Raw genomic sequence first — 22,929 nt, 5'->3', positions numbered from 1 at the left:
TATCCTTCATAATAGATTAATCACTTCACTTTCCAAAGTCAACAAGAGCTGTCATACCTTGGTGAAGTTGTTTAGTTGTATCCTGTAATTCAACCTTAACACCATAGGATAGCACATCAAAATCTCCATTATCATTTGTGGCTCTTTTAACAGCAAAATCTGGTTTTTCATTTATTCTTACTATCTTACCTGTAAACTTCTCCTTAGGATAACTTGGAAGTTTTACTGAAACAGTTCCATTTAATTTTGCCTTTGAAAGATCTGTTTCTTTTACATTACACTCAATCCATGGTTTAGTTGTATTTGTTATTACAAGAAGAGGCATACCTGTAGATACAAGTTCACCAACCTCCACATTTAGCTGGTTTACAATTCCATCTGCTGGTGCTGTAATTGTGGTATCAGCTATATAACTTTGCACTTCACTTTGTCCACCTTCAGCCTGCTTAATCTGTGCTTGATATCCCTGTATTGTTGCATCTGCTTGATTTACCTGTGCTTGTAATGCTGCTATATCTTCTTTTCTTGCTCCATCTTTAGCCAGATTATATTGACTTGATGCTACATCCAAACTAGCCTTGGCTTTATCTAAATCTGCTTGAGCTGCATAATTTTTATCGAACAATCCCTTTACTCTATTATATGTAGATAGGGCTAAATCATATTGAGCCTTAGCCTCATCTATTTCTTCTGGTCTTGCTCCATTTTGAGCTTTTGAAAGTGCTGCTTGTGCTGCTGCTTTTGCTGATTGTGCTGCTTTCATTTGGCCAGTAGCTGCCTCAATTTGAGCTTTTGATTGAGCATCTTTTGCAACCAATGTACTATTATCTATAGTTATTAAAACCTGTCCATTTTTTATGCTGTCACCTTCAGCCACCTTTATAGCCGTTATCTTTCCTGCAACTTTAGAGTTTATATTCACTTCCTTGGTTTCTATATTTCCCTGAACAACTAAATTAGAATTGCTTTTTTTTGTTAAATTATCTCCTGTAAGTGCTGCTGCATTGTTGCTGCATCCTGTAAAAAAACATGTTATTATAATTAATGATGTGAAAATTAAACCTCTTTTTTTCATGGAAAAACCTCCTTATCATATTGTAATTATATTTTATATGAAAACATAATTATTTACTAATTTATTGTAAATTTATGCCAAGCACTTAGGTAACTTATACATATAGTAAACATATTTACTATTTATATAATAATTATACACATACTAATATTATTGTCAATACATTTGAATTTCTATTATAAACAATTGACCATTACTATAATTATTTTATCTATAAAAAATAAAATGTAAGCAAATTAAATTCACTTACATTTTAAAAAATTAGTAACTCTTTTATTTAACCTCTACAGTAAGATTTACCTTACTACTATAACCTTCTACAGTACCTAGTGCTTTATAGGTTCCAACTGTATTTGTATCTATACTGTTCTTATCCCAAGTGACACTATAATATTCATAAGAACCATCCTCCATAGCAGTCCAAACTGCTGTTGGAAGCTCATAGGAATCACCCTGTTTTACCTGTACATTTATATCCTTTATATTTTTTATAGCTATTTTGTCTGGGAATTCCTCTCTAGAACTACCATCTAATCTAATTCTATATATGTTTCCATTTCCATTACTACGATAGTATATCCAATCTCCATTTATAGCAAAATTATTAACTGTATATGCATTTAATCCAACATCCTGTGTACCATCAAGGTTCATTTTATGCAATTGACCTAGTTTATCCTTTCCTGAAGCAACATAATATAAATAATCTCCATTTATAATAAACTTTTCAGGAAGATCTACTATCTTAGTTCTTTCTGTTTTATCTTCTTTTATCCTATAAGTATTTCCATCCTCATCCTTATAATATATATAATTATCAACTACATCTAAAACAGTTCCTCTAAGTCCAAGATCAATTTCTTTATTATTGAGTTCGCCATCATCATCTTTATTTCCTGATGTAGGCATTCTGCGTATTCGATTATCATCTAAAGTTGTAAAATAAACATATCCATTTTCTACTGCTAAAGACCCCAAATATCCTCCATAGGACTTTTTATTTTCAAGAGTTTCTGTATCCATTTTATAAAAATTATTATAATAATTTGCATTTTCCTTGGATATAAATGTGTACTCTGGAGAATAGAGCAGCCAATGACCATCCATCAGCATATAAGGAAAACCCTTTCCAAAACTCTTTTCATGCTGACCAGTTATGCTGTCAGGACGTCCGCCACTTATGGACTCTCTATAAACTGTAACTTGATCTGATTGTGGATCCGTACTCTTAAAATCACCTGTACGTGCTACATAATAAAGATATCCATCTACTACATTTAAAGATCTAGCATTCTTTACATCCATTAACTTCATTTCCTGAGTTCCATCAGTCTTTGCTCTACAGATTTTGTTACCATCTTTAATATAATAGATCCATCCATTCTTTTCAACAACAAATCCGCCATTTCTCAAATTCCCTGAAGTATTGCCCTCACTATCTGTTAATACTACTCCATTATCATCAGAAGAATCAGAACCTCCACTTAATAAATTAGTAACTAAACTATCCTTGACTCCTGCACTTCCTCCTAAAACAGTAACATTTTTAATAGAACTTAATTTATCTTTTATAAGACTATTTGTACAATTTTCAACGTTATTTCCAACTAAAATTATTGGATTGCTATTATTAGCTGCAAAAGCTGCTCCAGATAATGCATCTGCAAATTGTTCAGAATAGGCAATGCATACATTACCAAAATTTACATTGCTTTCAAATTCCTTTATAATATTTATGTTTCTTTCATACTTGTTGCTACCTGTAATTCTCTTAACATTTGGAAACATATTAGCTACTCTATCACTTATTATATTTGAATCTCCTAAAACATAAGTTTTTGGAATATTATTCATAAGTATAAAATTTGATAAACTGCTTGAAAATGTATCCTTAGAAACTAAAATTATAGGCATTTGAAGATTAGCTGCTATAGGTGCTGCAGATAATGCATCTGTATAATCATCATCTATTGCCACAATCACTCCATTTTTAGTTCCTACTTGTGAAGCTACCTTTATAGAAGTCTCTCCTCTATCTTCACCTTTATACCTAACAGTTTCTATTCCTAAATTATTTATAGCTTTTTCTACACCAGCACTTACTACCCCTTGTCCACCTACTATAAATACTTTTTTAACATTAAGCCTTTTTAGCTGATCAGCAGTATTCGAATTAAGTGTATCATTTTCAGTTAATAATATGGGTGCTTTATATTTTTGTGCTAAAGGTGCTGCACTTAATGCATCTGGGAAATTTTCTCCATTAACAATAACTGCATAATAAGAAGTTGTCTGCCAGCCATCTTTTACAATATCCGCACATGTTCCGTACCTGTCACTCCCCCATAATCTTTTAGTTTGTGCTTCAGCACTAACACTTGTTATTGAAAAGGACGCTATACCTAAAGCTAAAATTATTGTTAACAATTTTTTATTAAACATGCTTATCCCCCTTATAAAACTTATATGACTTACTAATAAAACTAATTTTCAAATCTATCCACATAAAAAAGTACACTATAGAATAAATATTATCATAATACATTTTTATTTACAACATTTAGCTTCACAGTTTAAAATACCCTCAATTAGTAACACAATTTTGAAGAAATGTTTCCAGTTTTAATTTTACATAATAAATGTTATAATTATCCTAAATATGAATACCTTATATTATTGGAGGTGAAAACTTTGAACAAAAAATTAAAGCACAATTTAGTTTTAATTTTTTCTTTTATATTTATTATAGTCAGCTGTTCCTTGCCAGCAAAGGCTAAAAGCAATTTCACTGTGAAGGATACTTCCTATTCTTTCGATAACATCTTCCCTTTCGATGGCAGTGTTGCTAAGGTTCAAAACAGCTCTGGTCTATTTGGTCTAATTGATGAAAATGGCTCTTTAGTCTTGGAAGCTAAATTTACTTCTATTGCTTCCTTCAAAGAAGGTTTAGCTGTAATAAAAAGAGGTAATGAATGCGGCTTGGTAGACCAAAGTGGAAAAATCATTGTACAACCTCAGTTTAAGGAAATATCAGATTTTTCAAAAGATGGTATAGCCAAAATAAATGATAGAAACAAATGGGGACTTATGAATAAAGAAGGTACCATTATTACTAAAGCTGAATTTGATAGTATTTATGATTTTCAAAATGGATATGCAAAAGTAAGAAAAGGAAACAAATATGGTTTTATAGACACAACTGGAAAATTAGTCATACCTGTTGATTTTTATGATGAAAGAGATTTTCAAGATGGACTTGCTCCAGTAAAACAAAATAATTCCTGGGGTATATTAGATACCAAAGGTAACTTTACTCCACTTGGTTTTAAAGACATGCAATCTTTTCAAGATGGTGTTGCACCTGTAAAAGTAGATGATGAGTGGGGTCTTTCTAATGAAAAAGGAGAAATAGTTTTAAAACCTGAATATGACAATTTACAATTTATTTCTAAAGGTCTTATAAAAGCCAATAAACAAAATTTATATGGTATCATAGATACTAAAGGCGGAAGAATATTAGATATTCAATATAATTCTATTAGTCTATTAGGTGATGACCATTTATTGTTACAAAGGAACAGCTTATATGGTCTTGCAGATATAAAAGGTCATATTATTTCTTCTCCTGCATTTAGCTGGATATATGAAGTACAAGAAGGAAAAGCTATTGTTGACCAAAATGGAACATATGGTTTTATAGATATGTCGGGAAAATTAAAACTATTGTCACAGTTTGACACCATATATTCTTTTCATGAAGGTCTTGCAAGAGTAAAAAAAGGAAATAAATATGGTTTTATAGATAATCTAGGTAACATTGTTATTGATGTTAACTTTGATGATGCTTCCGATTTTAATGAAGGCTTAGCTTATGTAATGAAAAATGATGGACCTAATAATTCATTAAATGATCCTTCATATAAAAAATATCATAAATGGGGATTTATAACCAGAGCAGGAACTCCTGTAATTCAACGAGATTTTAATAATGTAACTATTTTTCAAAATAACGCTGCTGTAGTAAAAAAAGATAATAACTGCAGTGTAATAAAAAATACTGATGTAAAATATATAAATGATAAAAAAGATGTAGATACTTTTAAAACATGGAAGATAAAATTTAGTATGCCGCTAGATGATACTAATAAAAAAAATGACGCTGATAACACTATAATAACTAGCATAGACAAAACCATGTTAAATAATATTAGGGTAACAGATAGTTCTAACAAATATATAAATGTATCTTTTAAATTTGTAGCTCCTGATTCAGTAATAATAAATCCACCAACTTTAGGCTACAAACCTGGAGAAAACTATAAAATTACAATACTTAATGATTTTCTATCTAAATCTAGAACTTCTCTAGAACCATCTGTAACAGAAATGAATTTTTCAGTAAAAAACAACTAAGCAATAAGCACTGTGCAAGAATGCACAGTGCTTACTTATTTAATGTACAACTACAGTTCTAGCATTTAAATCTTCATTTGATGGGCTAAATACTGCATAGTAGCCATTACCATATTCTTTTCCTCTTATATTAATATTATTAGTATTGTCATTAGCACGTACGTCAATTACGTCTCCAGCTTTCATAGAACCATCCTCAAAGCTGTAAATAATATTGTGATTATCGTCAACTCTAACCGCTACAACATTTAATTTCTTTCCAGTATTTTCATTTTTGAATATAAAGTCATCATTATAAGAAGATGCAATATATCCATCAATATTTTGATTAAACTTCATGGTTATAGAGCTATTTGAACTCTTAGCTGTCCAGTCACTTGAATCTGTTACTGGTGGAAGAAGCAGTGTATAAGAACCTGATCTTATAGTACGTCCTGCTGCATCTGCTGTAGTTGAAGAAGATACATTAATTGATGTAGAATTACCTGCTGACCTAAGTGATTCTATTTTCTTATTATCTGAACTTGATCCTCTAAAAGTAAATATTAAGTTTTTACCATTCATATCTGCAGCATCTGGAGTTTGACCATTAATTCTAAAATCACTTATGTTAAGTACTTCTAAATTATCACTTACAGAAACTGTTACTATGGCATCATTTCCACTATAAACAAGTTTTCCTGTCTCTTCTATTATAGATGGACCCTGATTGTAATCTGTGCTTATTTTACTGCTATAAGCAACAGAATCCAACATAGTTCCACTCTGATCCTTAACATTACCTACACCAAATTTTACTACATACCTATCAGTTGAACCTTCTGATATAGTATAGCCTGATGGAAAAGTAATAGTTACACTTTTACAGTCATCTGATTGTAAAATTACTGCATTTGTTGGCAGTGATCTTGTTTCTCCTGTACCATCAACAAAGAAATAATTTTCAGAATTATTAATTGTAGTTGAATCCATAGCTTTATTGAAGAACACAACTACATCTCTGCTGGAATCAGATTTCTTTACTATTGATGTTACTTTTACCTTACCACCATTACCTTCTAGGATTGTACTATAACTTCCCATAACATTGGCAGGTGAGCTTGTATCAAATATATTCTTTATGCTTAGAGTATAACTTGAAGCTTTTAAATCATCTATATTTTGAAGTTTCATATCAAAAGTATCTAAACTATCTCCACTTTCATCATTAACTCCACTTATACTTGCAACTTTATAAGTAATATCCTCTGAAGTAGAATTATCCACTAATTTGTAATTTGATTTATTAGTTGCAGAATAATCACTAACTGTTTTATTAAATTTTACACGTATAGTTTTATTATCAACTATACTAGCACCTGTTACCTGAGGTAAAATGTTACTGTCACTTACAGTAAATGGAACTGTACTCTCTCTGATTGCATTTCCATAAGTATCTGTTACTTTATCCTTTACAACTAATTTATTATCTCCCTTTGTAATTAAATCATCCACCTTTTCTATCTTAACAACAGTATCATTAGATCCTGAATCAAAATATATATCTGATGAATTTACAGTAACGTCCTTACTATTTATAGTATAATTAAGATTATTTAAAGCTGTAACCTTATCCATAGGTCTGTCATAAGTTACATAAAGTGTTTCACCATTATTGCTTACTGCACTTTTAACCTTTGGGAAACCATCTACTGAGGCAACATTAAAGCTTAAAGTGGTAGCATCTAAAGGTATTCCAGCTGCAGTATCAAAATTTTGACCTACATTACCTGCTGGAAAAACCATTATATTGTTTCCTTCTGGAAGTGTTGAATCAAAATAAAGATCAACTCCATCCACCCAATCTTCATCCTTACCAACCAACTTTGTTTGGCTCTTATTAAGTGAATAATTTTGTACATTCTTCTTATTAATCTTTAATACATTTAAATCAGTATCGGTCATTCTAACAGGTTTTGAAAATCTTACTACTAATTTGTTTCCACCAACAGCCTTTACAGTTACTTCCGGTTTAGTAGTATCCTTAAAGGTTAATTTTTGCTGAGTATATTCATTTATAATCTTAGTAGTGCTCTGATCCAATATACCATTTCTAACTTTAAAATCTACATTCTTACCTTGAGCAAAAGGTTGTGAAAATGTAATTAATATAGTTCTCTTATCATCTTGAATATTTGCCACCGTCTTAGATTGATAACTTGAACTTAATTTAGTTCCATCAACTTCATAATTGGATAACATCTCAGCAGTATCCTTGTCCAAATCTATGTTAAATGTAACTTTAATCTGGTTAAGACCATTAGTAGTTACAGATTGTACTGTAGGTGTATCTGCTGGAGTAGGTTTATTACTATTTGACTTTATTTTATCCACTAATGTATCTGAAACTACTCCTGTGCCTCCAATTACATTTAAATCAGTACTATCACCAATATTTTCTTTAATGTATCCTATAGCATCTTCAGTAGCAGAATCATTTTCCCCATCTACCAATACTAAATTTGAAGAATATTTCCCGGCTAAGGAAGAAGCTACTAATGCATCTGCATATCCATCTTCACTAGTTGCATTAGCTACAAATATTTTGTCATTCTTTAAATCGCCCTTAAATTTTCTAAGTACATTTAAATTAGTTTCAAATCTATTAGCACCACCATTTACTCTATCAACAGCACCTAATTTATTATATATGCTGTCATTTATAGAATTGCTTGTACCAACAACAGTTACCTGAGAATTATTATTTTTTACAAAATCGAATACTGATTTCATTTCATTACTATTGTTAGTACCCAACAATAATATTTCTCCTTTAGCTGCTGCTATAGGAGCTACTGATAATGCATCTGAAAAACCTTCACCGCTAACAAGCATGACTTTATCAGCTTTCATTCCCAGTTTTACTAATTCATTAGCAACAGCTGCATTAGTCTCATATCTGTTTTTTCCAGATAGCTCTATTACGTTGTAGCCTCCATTGTTTAAATAATTTCTAATGCTTTTTGATACAGATGCATATCCACCTATAACATATACATTTTGTGGTTTTAGTGTACTTAAAGCACTTTTAGCATTTTCATTAAGTGAATTAGAATTGGTCATAATTATTGGAGCATCTAATTTTTTTGAAAGCACAGATGCGCTTACTGCATCTGCATACCCTTCCCCGCACACTAAAATCAAATCCTTAGGATTACTCCAATTAGTAGTGGCAACCTTAGCTGCCGTTGCATACCTATCAGCCTCACCAATTCTTACAACATTTCCTCCTGCAGCTTTTACAAATGGCGCTGGCAAAGCTGCAGTCAAAATTAGAGACATAATAATTGCCTGTATGGAATTTCTGTTCATTGTGTATCCCCTTTCCAATTTACTTTCAAATTTTCCTTAGAAGTAATTATACCAATATTATACCATAAACTCTCATTTATGTATCAATGGGCATTCTTACTATATAATCATATATAAAAAGGATATACGATAAAAGCATTATAAAAACTTTCAACCCTATATCCTTTATATACCTATATTTTAAGCTTAAAAACTCTACTGTATAGAAGATGCTGTAGATGCATGCCCATCTAAAGCATATTTAAATTGCTTTTGTGTAATCATATAGTCATTTATGTTCTGCTCAGTTGTCACCTTTTGATTATTATATGCTAATTCCGCAGAATCTAAATCCACTTTATTTATGAGCCCATTATTAAAGCTTTCTTGAGCTTTATAGTAACTCATTTTAGCACTTTCTTCATTGATTAACTGAGCTTCTACTGTATTTTCTTTGTTTTTCAAAGCATAATAAGCCTTCCATAAACTAACATTTAAACTGCTATTGTTATTCCAATATTGGTTTTCCAAGTCCTGCAAGGTAAGTTGAGAGTTTTGAGGCTCAGTAAGTGAATCATAAGCATACTTAGTTTGTATGTCTACTTGTTTTCTTTGAATATCAATATTTTTTTGTATACTATTTAAGCTCTTATCATTTTTTACAGCATCATTGATTTTACCTTCTATATTTGTATCATCAAATTTTACAAAACTACTTTTAGCAGAAGCTAAATTTAAAGCATTACTCTTAGAATCTATATTTAAATATTTTTTTATATTAGATATAGCCTGCTGCTGTTGAGCATATGGAGTAGTTATGCTAGATAAAAGTTTACTTTTTTGCACCAAAAGCGTATTCATAGTATCTTTAGTTACTTGCCCTAAATCTATCTTAGCTTGCGTTTGTTTAATTTGTTCATCTAAATCAGTTATATTTTTATTTATATTATCTATTTGCTCCTTTGCTGTTATAGCATTTGTATACTGCTTTTCTAAATCAAACTTTATACTATTAAGTTTTTCATCTCTAGCATTGTTTTGATCATCAAGATTCTGTTGATCTTTAATTGGTGTAACATCTCTGGTTATCATAGTCTGAGCATAAGTTCCATTTTGATACTGAGACTGTGATTTTCCACTTGCATCTACAGCTGTTGCCTTATTTTTATCGTTACTCAATTGTTTTTTCATTGCATCTATTTTTATATCCATAGATTTTAAATCTAAACTTCTATCCTCTACTGTGTTTAATGCTTGTTCTAAGGTCAAATCTGATATATTAATGCCTGTAACATTAGTTGTGTCACTTGCTGCAGTGTTATCAACTGCAGCTGCAAAAGAAGTAGTTGTTACACTTAAAGAAACAGCTAAAGCAATCAATAAACTTAATTTTTTTCTCATATTACTACCCCCTCTTAATAGTCTATGCCTGAAATTCCTATAGATTTAGTAGAAGGTTGTGCAGAAGCATGACCATCTAGCATATATTTAAATTCTTCCTGTATAATCATATATTCATTTGCTGCTCTTTGATATAAATTTTTCTGCTTATCAAGAGCTAAAGCCGCAGTATCCAAAGCTAATTTGTCTATCATTCCATTATCATAGTTACTCTTAGCTTTATCATAATCATCCTGAGCTGCCTTTTTGCTTAAAATTTGAGTTTCCAATGCATTTTCATCACTCTTTAAAGTATAATATTTATTCCACAAATTTGCCTCTGCAGCATTTCTAGTAGTAACCAATTGGCCTTGTACACTTAATAAATTTGATTCAGCAGTGCTGAGATTTCCACTGCTGTCATTATCTACTTGTTTGCATATATCTCTTTCTTTTTCTGCAATGTATATGGAATTTTGTGCTTCACTTATACCATAGTCCTTATCCAAAGCTTTCTTAATTGTATCTGCTATATTTGTATCATCAAATTTAACCATATCTTTTTTGGCATCAGCTAACATTAACTTTGTATTTAAATCTAAATTTAAATATTGTTTTATAATAAGATCCGAATTATCCATTTCTGCATTAATAGAATCTATTTGAGCCATAAGCTGACTTTTTTGTACGTTTAATGGATTAAGTGAATCTGAAGTTGCAAGTCCCAAATTTATCTGCTGCTGCAATTTATTTATTTGTTCATCTATATTAGTCAAGGTTTTATTTATATTATCTATTTGATCACTACAAGTTAAAATATTTAAATACTGTCTTTCCATATCAAATTTTATATTGTTAAGCCTTACATCTATAGAATATTGTTGATTTTTAATATTTTGTTCATCAGTTAATGGCGTAATAAGCTGAAGTTTCCTAGCTTGAAGTTTATCTACACCAGCTCCATCTGTTTCTGTTTGCATTGCCACACTATGATCTAAATAATACTGCTTATTCAAAGTATCAATTTTATCTTTCATAAGCTTTATTTCCGTATTACTCTTTTCTATATTAGACACTGCTTCATCCATAGTTAAGTTCAAAGTACCAGCATTTGCTTGTACACTACTGCTGCTAGTAGTAGTGCTTACATTAGCGCTTCCTGATGCGGCAAAAGTAGTTGTAGCTGAACTTAAACAAATAGCTAAAGCAATTAATAAGCTTAATTTCTTTCTCATAATTTTACCTCCATTTTACAGTAAATTATATATACTGCGTTAATTACCACTATTACTCATAAGACTTGATGCATCCGCACCAACACTTGATGCATATTGAAGTTTTGTCTGTGCTAACCATACATTTCTTTGAATAGATTTTAAAGAAATTTCTTCAGCTTTAAGTCCTACTGCTGCCCTATCAAAATCAATTTTACTTAACATTCCTAAATTATAGCTTTGCAATGCCTTATCATAAGTCCTCTTTGCTGAATCATATTTTTTCTGTTCAGGCTGAAGTTTTCCTACTTGAAGCTGTAAATCATTATACAATTTATTTATGTCTATAGAGATATTTATCTTATCTGTATCCAACTTATTTTTAGCATTTTCTACTGAATACTCCGCTATTTTATACTGTGGTTGAGTATTATATGAATAAACGCCTTTAACAGAAGAAAACTCTGTATTTTTAAGATTTATATTTTCAATATCATTTTTTATTTCCACTCTATTTTTAAGAGCATCATTTAAATATTCCTGATAAGTCTTTTGCTCTGCTTGAGTTTGTAAATTATCATTGGCAAATCCAGTATATTTAGTATTTATATCTACACCTATAAGTTGATTAAGTTGTTGGGTAAGAGAATCGTATTGTCTTTGAACCTGATTTAACTTTGCCTTTTCAGTATTATAGGCTGCTTCGCTAGTTTTCACATCTACAGGTGCTACTAAGCCAAGCTGCAATTGTAATTGTGCTTTTTTATACTGCTGTTCCACAGTATTGAAATTTTGTTGTTCTACATCCAACCCTTCTTTTGCACTAATTAATCCCAAGTATAATTGATATACTCCTAATTTCAACTGATTTTGTGCCACTTCTTTTATATTAGTATATTGAGCTATAGAACTCTTATATTCTAACTGTGGAAAATCTATTCCCTTAATAAGGTTTAATCTTTCATCCTGTTGAAAAGCATAAGGCAACATTTTAGTGTATTTTGCAGCATTTCTAGTAGAATCATTATAACTATTTTTTGCTTGTTGTATTCCTACATCTAATTTTTTAAGTTGATACGAATTTGATATAGCCATGTTTATTGCATTATCCACCTGCAATATATTTTGCGCAGGTTGACTAGCATCTGCAGCAAAAACTGTTGATGAAAATAGTGTAGCACCTACTACTGCACTTATACAAAGTAATTTAATTTTCTTCATATATAACCCTCCTAATTACAAACAATGGTTACTATATTTCTTAGTCTCTCATAATTACACTTTCTAGCGTTTTTAACCCATTCAAAATATAGTCTATTTCTTCTTCAGTGGCATTTTCAAATAACCTTCCAAACTGATCCATATGATATTTAAAAATTTGTCTTTGCTGCTCTATTCCTTCACCCTTAATGCATACCAGTACTTTCCTTCTGTCTTCTTTATCTCTTTCTCTTTTTATCATGCCCATTTTCACAAGCCTGTCTACTACCACGGAAGTAGTACTATTAGGTATTCCTAAGATTTGACTTATTTCACTCAAAGTCTTTGCTTCCCCTAATCTTAGCTGACTCATTACCATAAGTTCAGAAATAGTAAATCTTTTATGTGATTCTTTACTATTTACTTTTTTGTTCATTAATTTGGAAATAGATTCGACTTCTTTTATTATTTCATAAATTTTCTCCTTACCCATACTATTTCCTTTCATAATTAAATATTTCAATCATGTAATAATTTTACCATACAGGTAAAATTATTTCCACATGTTTAATGCATATTTTTTGGCAACAATACTGGAAATTATTTCATGATAAAATCCATTTTTTATAGCAATTTAAATTATCAATTACAGTAAAAAAATAAACCCTGCACTTAAAAAATAAAAAGTGCAAGGTTTGTAAATTTCAACACTACTATTGAATTATTATTTTTCTATCCTTTAAGTCATCACTAGATGGTGCATAGTTGCAATAATTTTCACTGCCATCTCTTTCAGTCCTTATGCTTACTGTGCTATTTGCTCTTACATTTATTTCATTATTAAATGCTGATATATTATTGTTGTTTTTATTAAAAATGAATATAACAGTATTCCCACTTATAGCTACTGAATCAGCTTTTATTTGAGTTCCATTACTAGATGTAAATATAAAATCATCAGTTTTTACACCACTATTACTATTGATTACTGTATCAAAAGTTATATAAACTCGCCCACCATTTTCATCCCCTGCAGCACTCCAATAATCTGAAGTAGTTTTAGGAGAAGCTTCATAATCATATATTGCATTTTGAATATTTCTTGGTGCATCAGATAAAGTCTCTATAAAAGCTCCTGTTTCATCTGTAGTTTTAGCACCTACCTTTATTCCAAGGTATGCATTTTGACCTTGAGCCTTTAAAAGATCTATTTTAGTGGTATTTTCATCATTATTTATCTTTCCATTGGCAAAGGTTACTACTGGTATTGCTGCTTTTTCAGTAGAAGCAGCTAAATCTCCCTTCTTAAAGATAAGAGTTACTTTATCTCCTTGAACCTTTCCACCTGTAGGCGTTATTTTCCCTAAAGTAAAGTCACTGGTATTTAAATTATCTATAGCTCTATCAAATTGAACATCAACCTTCAAGTCATCTGCATCATAATAAACCTTAATTGTATTGGCCTTTATTTTAGCTCCAGCAGAATTAACTGATATAACATTTGTATATGCCACACCATATAATAAATTTCCTGCTATATCCTTAACACCAGAAACTGTTATTTTAAACACATCATTGGCTATACCTGTGTTAGGAAGATTCCCTGCTGCATCAGCTAATTTAACATGATAGTTAGCTGGAAATTCAATTATAACACTTTTGTTGTCACCACCTGTTGAAACATTTGTTCCAAGCGGCAGTTGCTTACTTTCTCCTTGTCCATTTATAAATTTATAGTTATCTATATTCTTAAGAGCATTTATATCCATAGGTTCTGTAAAATAGATAACAACCTGATCTTTTCCTGAAGCATTATTTTGTTTATAATATATTCCTGTAACCTTTGGAGGTACATCATCAACACCTACAAAGCTGGTGGTATAATCATCCATTACATTAGATGGAGTAGCTATGTCTATTATATTTTTAATTGTTAAATTATACTTAGCTGCAGTCAATCTCCAATCATCATTAGGATTTTGAGGATTCACTTTTATTATCTTAATATCATAAGTATCTGTATTGCTTCTATCATTTACTCCACCAGTGCTATATATTCCTCTAATATGGTCTGTTATATTTATACCTTTAGCATCTTCAAATTTGTAGTTTAATATATTAGCAGCATAAGAATAGCTAACATTTTTAGTAAATTTAACACGAATAGTTTCACTGTCAATTACATTAACACTGGTCACTGACGGCTTTATTTCATCCTTGGCATGATTAAAGCTCACTCTAGTATCATCAGCAACCTCATTACCATAAGCATCCTTAACGCTATTGCTAACATAAAAAATATTCAGCCCTGTTTTAATACCCGTTAAACCTTTTATCTTAATCGTACAATCATTATTATCACTATCCAGACTTACTCCTAGTATACTTTTTAAATTTATATTATTTAATTCGTAATTTCTAAGATCAAGAGATGTTTTCTTATCCATTGATCTATCAAAATTAATGAGAACTTCTCCATTTGTACTTTCCTTTATAGAGCTAATAACTGGTTTAGTGATGTTGGTATCTACTGTAAAATTAAAGCTTCCTTCTCTAAAAATAAATCCACCTGCATCGCTTAATATTCCATTTTGTTCTCCATTTAAAACTTTCAAAACATGAGTTCCTGATGCTATTGGTGAATCAAAATATAACTCAATCTTATTTGACCAATTACTATTATTCAACATAATGGAATCTTTTATTTTAGTCAATGTTTCATCATTACTTATTCCATAATTACTTAAGCTCTCTCCATCAATTTTAATTTTATTTTCTAAAGGGGTAATATTCTTCATATCAACAGCTTCAGAAAACTCCACAATTAACTTACTATTTCCTTCAACAGTTATTGATTTTAATGTAGGAATTGAAGTATCTGAAAATACTACAGATTTATCAGAGGAAGCTATAGTATTATTTTTGTCTAAAGTTAAAATGGCCTTTTTCACTGAAACTGTCACATTTTGATATTGTTTTTGCGGCTTAGCTAAAGTTATTAAAACCGTTCTATTATCAATAGCCTTAGCTACTGCTCCATTTTCATCTACTGCTTTTCCATTAGTGTCTGCAGCTGTAAGCGTATTTCCATCTATCTTATAATTTGTTACATCCTCTGCAGAATCCTTATCAATATCCGCATTAAAATAAACCTTAAACTGATTAAGATTTACTGCTTCTATAGATTTCACTGTTGCCTGATCATTTGAATTTTGTCCCACAGATGCATTTATAGCTGCTTCTACATTTTTTGAAACTACACCTATTCCCCCTATAATATTAAGATCTGTTGTACTATTAGCATTTTTTCCTATGTAATTTAGGGCATTAACTGTAGCTGATGAATTATCCTTATCTACAAGCACTAGCGGTGAGGCTGTTTTGCCAGCTAATGCAGAGGCCACTAAAGCATCTGCATATCCATCATCATTAGCATTGAAGCTTGCAGAAGCTACATATAACTTATCTAAATTAATACTATCCTTAAAGGCATCTAAAACTTTTAAATTAGTATCAAATCTATCCTGTCCTCCATCTATTCTAGTCCCATTAAAGGAATTTAAAATGCTGTCACTTATAACATTTTTTGTTCCAACTACAGTAACCTTTGATTCATTAGCATTTACAAAATTCAACACTGATTTCATATAATTATTATCATTCATTCCAAGTAAAAGGATTTGTCCCTTAGCAGCTGCAATTGGAGCTACTGAAAGAGCATCTGAAAAGCCTTCTCCTCCTACCATCATAACATTACCTGGATCAACTCCTAGTTCTACAAGTTTATTAGCTACTGCAGCATTAGTTTCATATCTATTGGCCCCACCAAGTTCTACTAATGTATAATTTTCTTTTAATTTCTCCCTTATCTGCTGTGAAACAGAAGCCTGTCCGCCAATTATATATATATTTTTAACCTTCAAAGTACTTAATGCACTTTCAGTGTATTGATTTAAAACTTTAGGAGTAGTTAAAAGTATAGGTGCATCAAGCCTCTTAGCAAGAGCTGAAGCACTTACTGCATCTGCATAACCTTCCCCTGTAACCAATATTACATTATCGCTAGTTGTCCAATTAGTTGCAGCTACTTTAGCTGCAGTAGCATATCTATCAGCTTCACCTATTCTTGTAACATTTCCTGGTGATGCCTTAACTAAAGTAGATGGTAAAGCTGTAGTTAAAATTAATGACATCAATGCACTGCTTGCAAATAGTTTTCTACCTTTTATATTCAAATTTAGTACCTCCTTATATAAATAGATTAATACCTTAGCTTTTCAGAGGACAATAAAGGTGAGTTTCTTTTAAATTAAAGATTTTTCGTAGTGTAGTGGAGAAAAATCCTCCTTCACTGTCCTCTGAAAATATGTAGTAATTTCATTTTAATGTTCCAATATCATATGTTCAATTCATTAATTTATAGCAATTATTCAATATTAAACTAAAACCTAAAAAAACATGAAAACTTAATTCCATGTTCTTCACAATATTCAAAATAACATACATTAGCCTACCTAAAACAAACCATAAAATTCACTATTACCCACAAGGTTATCCCCCCAGAAGTCACTGCAAAATAAAGTTAACTTTTTTTGATATTATGCTTATTTTTGAATTTATTTGTATTTTTAAATACATAATTCCACTTTTAGTATACATATTTTATAGAAAATGAATGAACTCTATTGTATAATAAGTACTATAATATGAATTTTAGGAGGATTATAGATTATGAAATTAAACTCAAAAAATAGAATAGCTGCATTAGCAAGCTCTGCTTTATGTGCATTGGTTCTTACAACAGCTATTAGCGCTGGAACTGTTTCTGCAGCATCAGGACAGGTAACAAGAACAAGCGGAATTGACAGATATGCAACAGCTGCTTCAGTTGCCAAAGCAAATTGGACAACTAGTGATAATGTAGTATTAGTATCAGGTGAAGGTTATGCAGATGCTGTAAGTGCATCAGCTTTAGCTAAAAAATTAGATGCGCCAATACTTTTAACATCAAAAGATTCACTAAGTACTGATGCCCAAGGTGCATTAACTGCATTAAGTGCTAAAAATATTTATATAGTAGGCGGAACTGGATCTATTTCACAAGCAGTAAGAGATAAATTAAAGAGCAGTAGCTATAATCTTACAGAACTTGGTGGATCAAACAGATATGAAACTAATGCAAAGGTTGCTCAAAAGTTACTTGACTTAGGAGTAAAAGCTGATGAAGTTATCATGGTTGGCGGAGAAGGCTTCTCAGATGCTCTTTCAGTAGCTCCAGTGGCAGCTGCTAAAGGACAAATTCTTTTATTAGGTCTAAATGATGCAAACTACATGAAACCAGTTATAGATTTTATTAATACTAATAAGTCAAAGGTTACAGTAGTTGGAACTGAAAATGTTATAAACAATTCTATTTATAGTAAGGTTAATGCTTCTACCAGAGTAAATGGTGGATCAGATAGATTTAATACAAACTTAAAAGTTTTAGATGCATTTAAGGATACAGTTAAAATGGACAAGGCATATATAGCAAATGCTAGTGGAGAAGGATATGCAGATGCTTTGGTCGCTTCTTCTTTAGCTGGTAAGGCTTCAGCACCACTTGTACTTGTAGATCAAGAAACTTCTAGTGCTACAGCAAATGCAATTGATTACTTAAAATCAAATATAAAAGCAACTACAGACCTTCAAGTTATAGGAGGATCAGGAGTTGTTTCAAATAATGTAATATCTAAAATAAATGCAGTTGTACCTGCTAACACAACACTTCCAACTGCAACAATTGAACAAGCTGGAACAGCAATACTTGGAAAAACTGTAGTAGTTGCTTCATTACCTTCAGGAGTAGATGCTACTAAATATGATATAACTGTAAATGGAACTAAATTAACATATAATGCATCAACAGGTAAATTTACTGTAACACTTGATGGAACTTTCACTGCAGCAGATTTACAAGCTAAAACTACAGTAACAGAAAAAACAACAACTCCAACTACTACATTACCAAAAGCAACAGTTGAACAAGCTGGAACAGCAATACTTGGAAAAACTGTAGTGCTTGTATCATTACCTTCAGATGTAGATGCTACTAAATATAATGTAACTATAGATGGAAAAGCTTTATCATATAATACTTCAGCAAAGAAATTTACTATAGCACTTGATGGAACTTTCACTGTAGCAGATTTACAAGCAAAAGTAGTAGTATCAGCAAAATAATAAAAGCCAGACTTAAGTCTGGCTTTTATTATTTTATTTTTTCAATTTTAATAAGCTTTTTAACTTGATCTATTTCATATTCTTTCTTTATACCTTTTATAAAAATATCTTCACCCTTGGCATTTTTCTTATGTTCTAATTGATTTCCTTCTAATGTTACCTTATAATTTTGAGGTTCCTTAGTATCTAATCTTACTAAAACAACAGTAGCCTGAGGAATAGCTTTTCCTAATTCTACAGTATACTTAGGCATATTGGCATTTGATTGACCAGTAGAACTTTCTGTTTTATTTTTAGCATCCTTGCTAGTGTTTCCTTCATTTTTGCTATTGCCAACAGTACTTCCTCCTCCTGTAGTATTATTATTTCCATCGGTACTACTTGAGTCAGAATTGCTAAAAGGTAATTTTAAACTTAAATCTCCCTGTATCTTTTTACCATTTTTATCTAATAAATTTTTAGATACCTCCAAAGAGTGTGGTGAATTTATACCTTTAAGTGCTCCATCTGGCAATATTATAATAATTTCCTTAGAACTCTTTGCAGTTACCTTTGAATTTTTAGGTAGTGCATTTCCATCTAATTTATATGACTTTACATTGAATGGGTTAGAATCATCATCCTTTTTATTATCCACTACATCAGATGTAACACTTAAAAATATGAAATCTGCAGAAGTATAATCATCTTTAGGATCTTTGTCCTGTATAATCATATCTTGATCTATATCCGCAAAAGCAGACTTTATTTTAAAATCAGTTTTAACAGTTTGCTGTGTCACCTTATCAGAAGCTTTTTTCGTATTATTCTTATTAAGAGCAAAATATCCTGCAGAAATTATACATATTACTGCTACAATTCCAGCTATGATTTTTTTATTCATTGTTATTATAACCTCCCCAATATTAAATGTTACCTAATTTCCAAACTTAACTTTATCACATTTAATATTAACAGTCAATTGTATAGTTTTTACTAATAAGTTAATTAATTTATGTATTCTTCTACATTGCTAATACCCCCACCTTCTTTATATAAAATTAAAAAGAGTATGTACTGAAAGTGATTATTTCTCACTTTAATACATACTCTTTTTTCATTTCAATTATCTATCTCAGCTTGCCACTGGAAAATTTTACACCCCTGGGGTCTTTGCGAGACCTGAAAGATTGAGCTTGCTAACAGCATAAATGTCCTTTTTTCCTACCACAATAATTAATACTTTCTTTAATTCTTCTTTTTCCAACTCTTCTTGAACCATTTTACTTTCTTCATACAACTGAAGTTGTTTTAACCCCTGCCCTTTTACTTTTTCTAAAGTATGTCTCTCACTTTCCTTTACATACTTTAATTCTATAATCCACTGAAATTTGGTTATATCTTTAAACTGAATTTTTCTTTTAAGCATTAGATCTACATAGCCTTTATTGTTTTCATCTTCGCTTTTTATAAAATAAGTACTATCTACACCCAGCAGAGTAAGAAACATCATCTTTACATTTTTTTCATCCATTTGTATAAGATCTCTGTTAGATAAATTTTCTAATATATCTTTTATAAGTTCTATTAAAGCTTCAATATTCCCATACATTCTCATTTGAGTTACTGCATCTCTAACTCTTTTCATTGGAATATTATAGTCACTGCTTACTTTTTGAAAATATTGTTCCCAATAAATTGTCTTTATAACGTAATTAGGTATTTTAAGAACTGTGCCGCTGGGCCCTTGCCCTTTTATAGTAAGCATTCCAAGATAAAATAGTAAAGACTTAAAATTCTCTTTTTCACTATACATAGTATGGATATTAAATCTATCCACTAAAATAGTGGAAGTTTCCCCTGTGGTCATTATCTCTTCTAAAGATTCTCTATCATTAAAGTTATATGCCAGCTGATTAACTTTACCATAATCCGTTTTTACATTATTATCTATCATTTCTTTAGGGTAGCGATTGTATGCTAAATAACCATCAAGAAAATACATAGCCATATCTGGATTGAAAACAGATTCACAATTTTCGTTAAACTTATATCCGTTATAGTACTCAGTCATATCTTTGCATATCTTTTTTCTAAGTTCTTCATCATTTAAATCAACTTGATCCATAATCCATGAAAGTTCTTTTCCTGTAAAGCCAAGCATAGCATTTAGTTTTTCATCTAAAGTGTAGTTTCTTGTTATATTAAACCCACTAGTTAAATCATCCAGCATTATAGGACTTACTCCAGCCATAAATATTCTCGTAAAATTGTCCATAGTAGCATCCTTTAACGCTTTGTAAAAAACTTTTACAAAACCTTCACCGTGCAATATACTATTATAGGTATTTTGTTTTCCTCCAGTAATTAGTTCATTTGCAAAGTTATCATATTCATCTATTAGAACAAATACAGGTATTTTTACTTTTCCAGCAAGATGTGATATATACTCAACAGCTGCTTCTGCTTTCATAGAATCTTCTTCTATTTTCTCACCAGTGAAGAAATTGGAGTATTTATCAATAAAATTTTTTACAGAAAAAGTTACCTTTGTATTAAAACTTTTTCTAAGCTCCTCCTCACCATGTCCTGCATCTACTCCAGCAAAACTTATCTTCCAAACAAGAAATTTATTTTTATTCTTTGTAGGTTTTTCACCTATATATAGATCTCCAAATAATTCTTCAAATTTGTCCTTTTTATTTATAGCATAATAGTTCTCCAGCATAGATATAAATAAACTTTTTCCAAACCTTCGAGGTCTTATAAAAAACTGATAAGGTGCATATCTATCTAATAGTTCTATATAGAATGTTTTATCTACATAAAGATAATCTTCTTCTCTTAAAACTTGGAAATTAGAAATTCCATAAGGTATTCTCTTCATATTACCAACTCCCTCTTTAACCCTCTATTTTATTTAATTTTACCATCTTTAATTAAAATAATATACTTAGATTACAATAATGTTTATAGGTAAAAGTTTTCTATAGTCTTATCTTTGATATCATCATTTATGCCAATGAATAAAACTTCCCCTGAAAAGCTTTTATTTTTCCATCCAACTCCATTAAAGACAACTTTTCTAAAACATCTACTTTATCATCATTTACAATAACTTGTAGCTGCTCTATTGTTTTAGGTTCTTTATTTATAGCATTTAAAATTATTTTTTCTATATAGTCTACTTTTAAATTGTTTTTAACTTGTACATTACTTATACAATACTTATTTTTACTTGTAATATTGGAATATGAATCTAGTAATTGTTGCTGAAATATATACAAGGTTGCTCCATTCAATATCAGCTTATTACATCCTCTGCTTTCTTTTGAAAAAATATTATTAGGCACTGCAAAAACTTCTCTATTATACTTTTTAGCAAATTGTGCTGTTATAAGTGAACCACTATCTTCACCAGCTTCTACCACTAAAAGTTTATTACTGAAAGCTGAAATTAATCTATTCCTTTTAGGAAAGTTCTTCGGATATGGCTTTGTTCCTGGTGGATATTCTGAAATTACTGCACCCTTTGCAATAATTTCTTCCATAAGTTTTATATGCTCTTTAGGGTAAACTTTATCAACACCACCACCTAGAAAAGCAATAGTATATCCTCCTGAATTTATACAAGCTGTATGAGAATAGCCATCTATACCTTTGGCCATACCACTTATAACAGAAATATTATTTTCTGCCAAAAACTCTGCTGCTTCTTTAGCTATTTTTTTACCATAACTAGTACATCTTCTAGAACCTACTATTCCTACTCCCATACAGTCCTTAGTGATTGTACCTAAATAATATAGAAGTATAGGTGAATCTTGGATGTTTTTAACTTTTGGAGGATATGAAGAATCATTTATATTTAGTAATTTTATATTATTTTTTTCACATTTCTTCATTATAGTTTCTGATCTATTCATTACCTCATATTTAGAGTTGAATATTAAATTAGCCGTTTTTTCTCCTATGCCCTCCACATTCATTAATTCTTCTTTATCAGCATCAAATATGTTTTTAGGGGTTTTAAATTCTTCTAAAAGCTTCTTTCCTATTACATCTCCAATATTCGGTGTTTCACTTAGCCATATCCAATAAATGTCCATTCAATTT

13 protein-coding genes are annotated in these 22,929 nt (G+C 30.6%); 2 read left to right on the top strand and 11 right to left on the bottom strand.

The window, feature by feature from the left end:
• Positions 1–25: 25 nt before the first annotated feature.
• Together Ccar_RS22660 and Ccar_RS22655 are read right to left on the bottom strand one after the other, a co-directional pair.
• Entirely contained in the window at positions 26–1,075 is a 1,050-nt protein-coding gene (locus Ccar_RS22660; RefSeq protein ID WP_007062041.1) for an HlyD family secretion protein, read from the bottom strand.
• Between the two features lie 273 nt (positions 1,076–1,348).
• Positions 1,349–3,517, bottom strand: coding sequence for a cell wall-binding repeat-containing protein (locus tag Ccar_RS22655; RefSeq protein ID WP_007062042.1), 2,169 nt, complete (start codon positions 3,515–3,517; stop codon positions 1,349–1,351).
• A 249-nt stretch (positions 3,518–3,766) separates the two neighbouring features.
• Here Ccar_RS22655 and Ccar_RS22650 point away from each other — a divergent pair, with 249 nt between their 5' ends.
• On the top strand, positions 3,767–5,488 hold the full coding sequence (locus Ccar_RS22650; protein ID WP_007064539.1) for a WG repeat-containing protein: 1,722 nt from the start codon (positions 3,767–3,769) through the stop codon (positions 5,486–5,488).
• A 39-nt stretch (positions 5,489–5,527) separates the two neighbouring features.
• Here Ccar_RS22650 and Ccar_RS22645 read toward each other — a convergent pair whose 3' ends face one another.
• The 6 genes from Ccar_RS22645 to Ccar_RS22620 form a co-directional block, all read right to left on the bottom strand.
• Complete coding sequence (locus Ccar_RS22645) at positions 5,528–8,839, bottom strand: cell wall-binding repeat-containing protein (RefSeq protein ID WP_007062045.1); 3,312 nt, start codon at positions 8,837–8,839, stop codon at positions 5,528–5,530.
• A 195-nt stretch (positions 8,840–9,034) separates the two neighbouring features.
• Complete coding sequence (locus Ccar_RS22640) at positions 9,035–10,219, bottom strand: TolC family protein (protein WP_007062046.1); 1,185 nt, start codon at positions 10,217–10,219, stop codon at positions 9,035–9,037.
• A gap of 14 nt (positions 10,220–10,233) precedes the next feature.
• Complete coding sequence (locus Ccar_RS22635; RefSeq protein ID WP_007062047.1) at positions 10,234–11,433, bottom strand: TolC family protein; 1,200 nt, start codon at positions 11,431–11,433, stop codon at positions 10,234–10,236.
• Between the two features lie 39 nt (positions 11,434–11,472).
• Positions 11,473–12,633: a TolC family protein gene (locus tag Ccar_RS22630; protein ID WP_007062048.1), complete on the bottom strand. Its 1,161-nt coding sequence runs from the start codon at positions 12,631–12,633 to the stop codon at positions 11,473–11,475.
• 40 nt (positions 12,634–12,673) lie between these two features.
• The gene (locus tag Ccar_RS22625) at positions 12,674–13,105 is read right to left on the bottom strand and encodes a MarR family winged helix-turn-helix transcriptional regulator (protein WP_007062049.1); all 432 of its coding nucleotides are present in this window, start codon (positions 13,103–13,105) and stop codon (positions 12,674–12,676) included.
• A gap of 220 nt (positions 13,106–13,325) precedes the next feature.
• Entirely contained in the window at positions 13,326–16,847 is a 3,522-nt protein-coding gene (locus tag Ccar_RS22620) for a cell wall-binding repeat-containing protein (protein WP_007062050.1), read from the bottom strand.
• 496 nt (positions 16,848–17,343) lie between these two features.
• Between Ccar_RS22620 and Ccar_RS22615 the strand changes: the two genes are divergently transcribed.
• Positions 17,344–18,834 carry a cell wall-binding repeat-containing protein gene (locus Ccar_RS22615; RefSeq protein WP_007064319.1) on the top strand — a complete coding sequence of 497 codons (1,491 nt, stop codon included), beginning with the start codon at positions 17,344–17,346 and terminating at the stop codon, positions 18,832–18,834.
• Between the two features lie 28 nt (positions 18,835–18,862).
• On the opposite strand, the gene Ccar_RS22610 is transcribed toward Ccar_RS22615, so the two are convergent.
• The 3 genes from Ccar_RS22610 to dprA form a co-directional block, all read right to left on the bottom strand.
• Positions 18,863–19,717, bottom strand: coding sequence for a hypothetical protein (locus Ccar_RS22610; protein ID WP_007062467.1), 855 nt, complete (start codon positions 19,715–19,717; stop codon positions 18,863–18,865).
• A 252-nt stretch (positions 19,718–19,969) separates the two neighbouring features.
• Positions 19,970–21,700 (bottom strand): ATP-binding protein, encoded by a 1,731-nt coding sequence (locus tag Ccar_RS22605; RefSeq protein ID WP_007062468.1) that lies wholly within the window; start codon positions 21,698–21,700, stop codon positions 19,970–19,972.
• A gap of 127 nt (positions 21,701–21,827) precedes the next feature.
• Positions 21,828–22,922, bottom strand: a complete 1,095-nt coding sequence (gene dprA, locus Ccar_RS22600; protein ID WP_007062469.1) for a DNA-processing protein DprA — start codon at positions 22,920–22,922, stop codon at positions 21,828–21,830.
• Between the last annotated feature and the right edge of the window lie 7 nt (positions 22,923–22,929).

It is taken from the genome of Clostridium carboxidivorans P7 (genome assembly GCF_001038625.1).
Lineage (GTDB): Bacteria > Bacillota > Clostridia > Clostridiales > Clostridiaceae > Clostridium_AM > Clostridium_AM carboxidivorans.
The sequence above is the reverse complement of the archived record's forward strand: the minus strand, read 5'-3'. Positions and strand labels throughout refer to the sequence as shown.

Coding starts and splice junctions, on each gene's coding strand:
- Ccar_RS22660 (WP_007062041.1), bottom strand. CDS start 1,075: ATGAAAAAAAGAGGTTTAATTTTCACATCATTAATTATAATAACATGT.
- Ccar_RS22655 (WP_007062042.1), bottom strand. CDS start 3,517: ATGTTTAATAAAAAATTGTTAACAATAATTTTAGCTTTAGGTATAGCG.
- Ccar_RS22645 (WP_007062045.1), bottom strand. CDS start 8,839: ATGAACAGAAATTCCATACAGGCAATTATTATGTCTCTAATTTTGACT.
- Ccar_RS22640 (WP_007062046.1), bottom strand. CDS start 10,219: ATGAGAAAAAAATTAAGTTTATTGATTGCTTTAGCTGTTTCTTTAAGT.
- Ccar_RS22635 (WP_007062047.1), bottom strand. CDS start 11,433: ATGAGAAAGAAATTAAGCTTATTAATTGCTTTAGCTATTTGTTTAAGT.
- Ccar_RS22630 (WP_007062048.1), bottom strand. CDS start 12,633: ATGAAGAAAATTAAATTACTTTGTATAAGTGCAGTAGTAGGTGCTACA.
- Ccar_RS22625 (WP_007062049.1), bottom strand. CDS start 13,105: ATGGGTAAGGAGAAAATTTATGAAATAATAAAAGAAGTCGAATCTATT.
- Ccar_RS22615 (WP_007064319.1), top strand. CDS start 17,344: ATGAAATTAAACTCAAAAAATAGAATAGCTGCATTAGCAAGCTCTGCT.
- Ccar_RS22610 (WP_007062467.1), bottom strand. CDS start 19,717: ATGAATAAAAAAATCATAGCTGGAATTGTAGCAGTAATATGTATAATT.
- Ccar_RS22605 (WP_007062468.1), bottom strand. CDS start 21,700: ATGAAGAGAATACCTTATGGAATTTCTAATTTCCAAGTTTTAAGAGAA.
- dprA (WP_007062469.1), bottom strand. CDS start 22,922: ATGGACATTTATTGGATATGGCTAAGTGAAACACCGAATATTGGAGAT.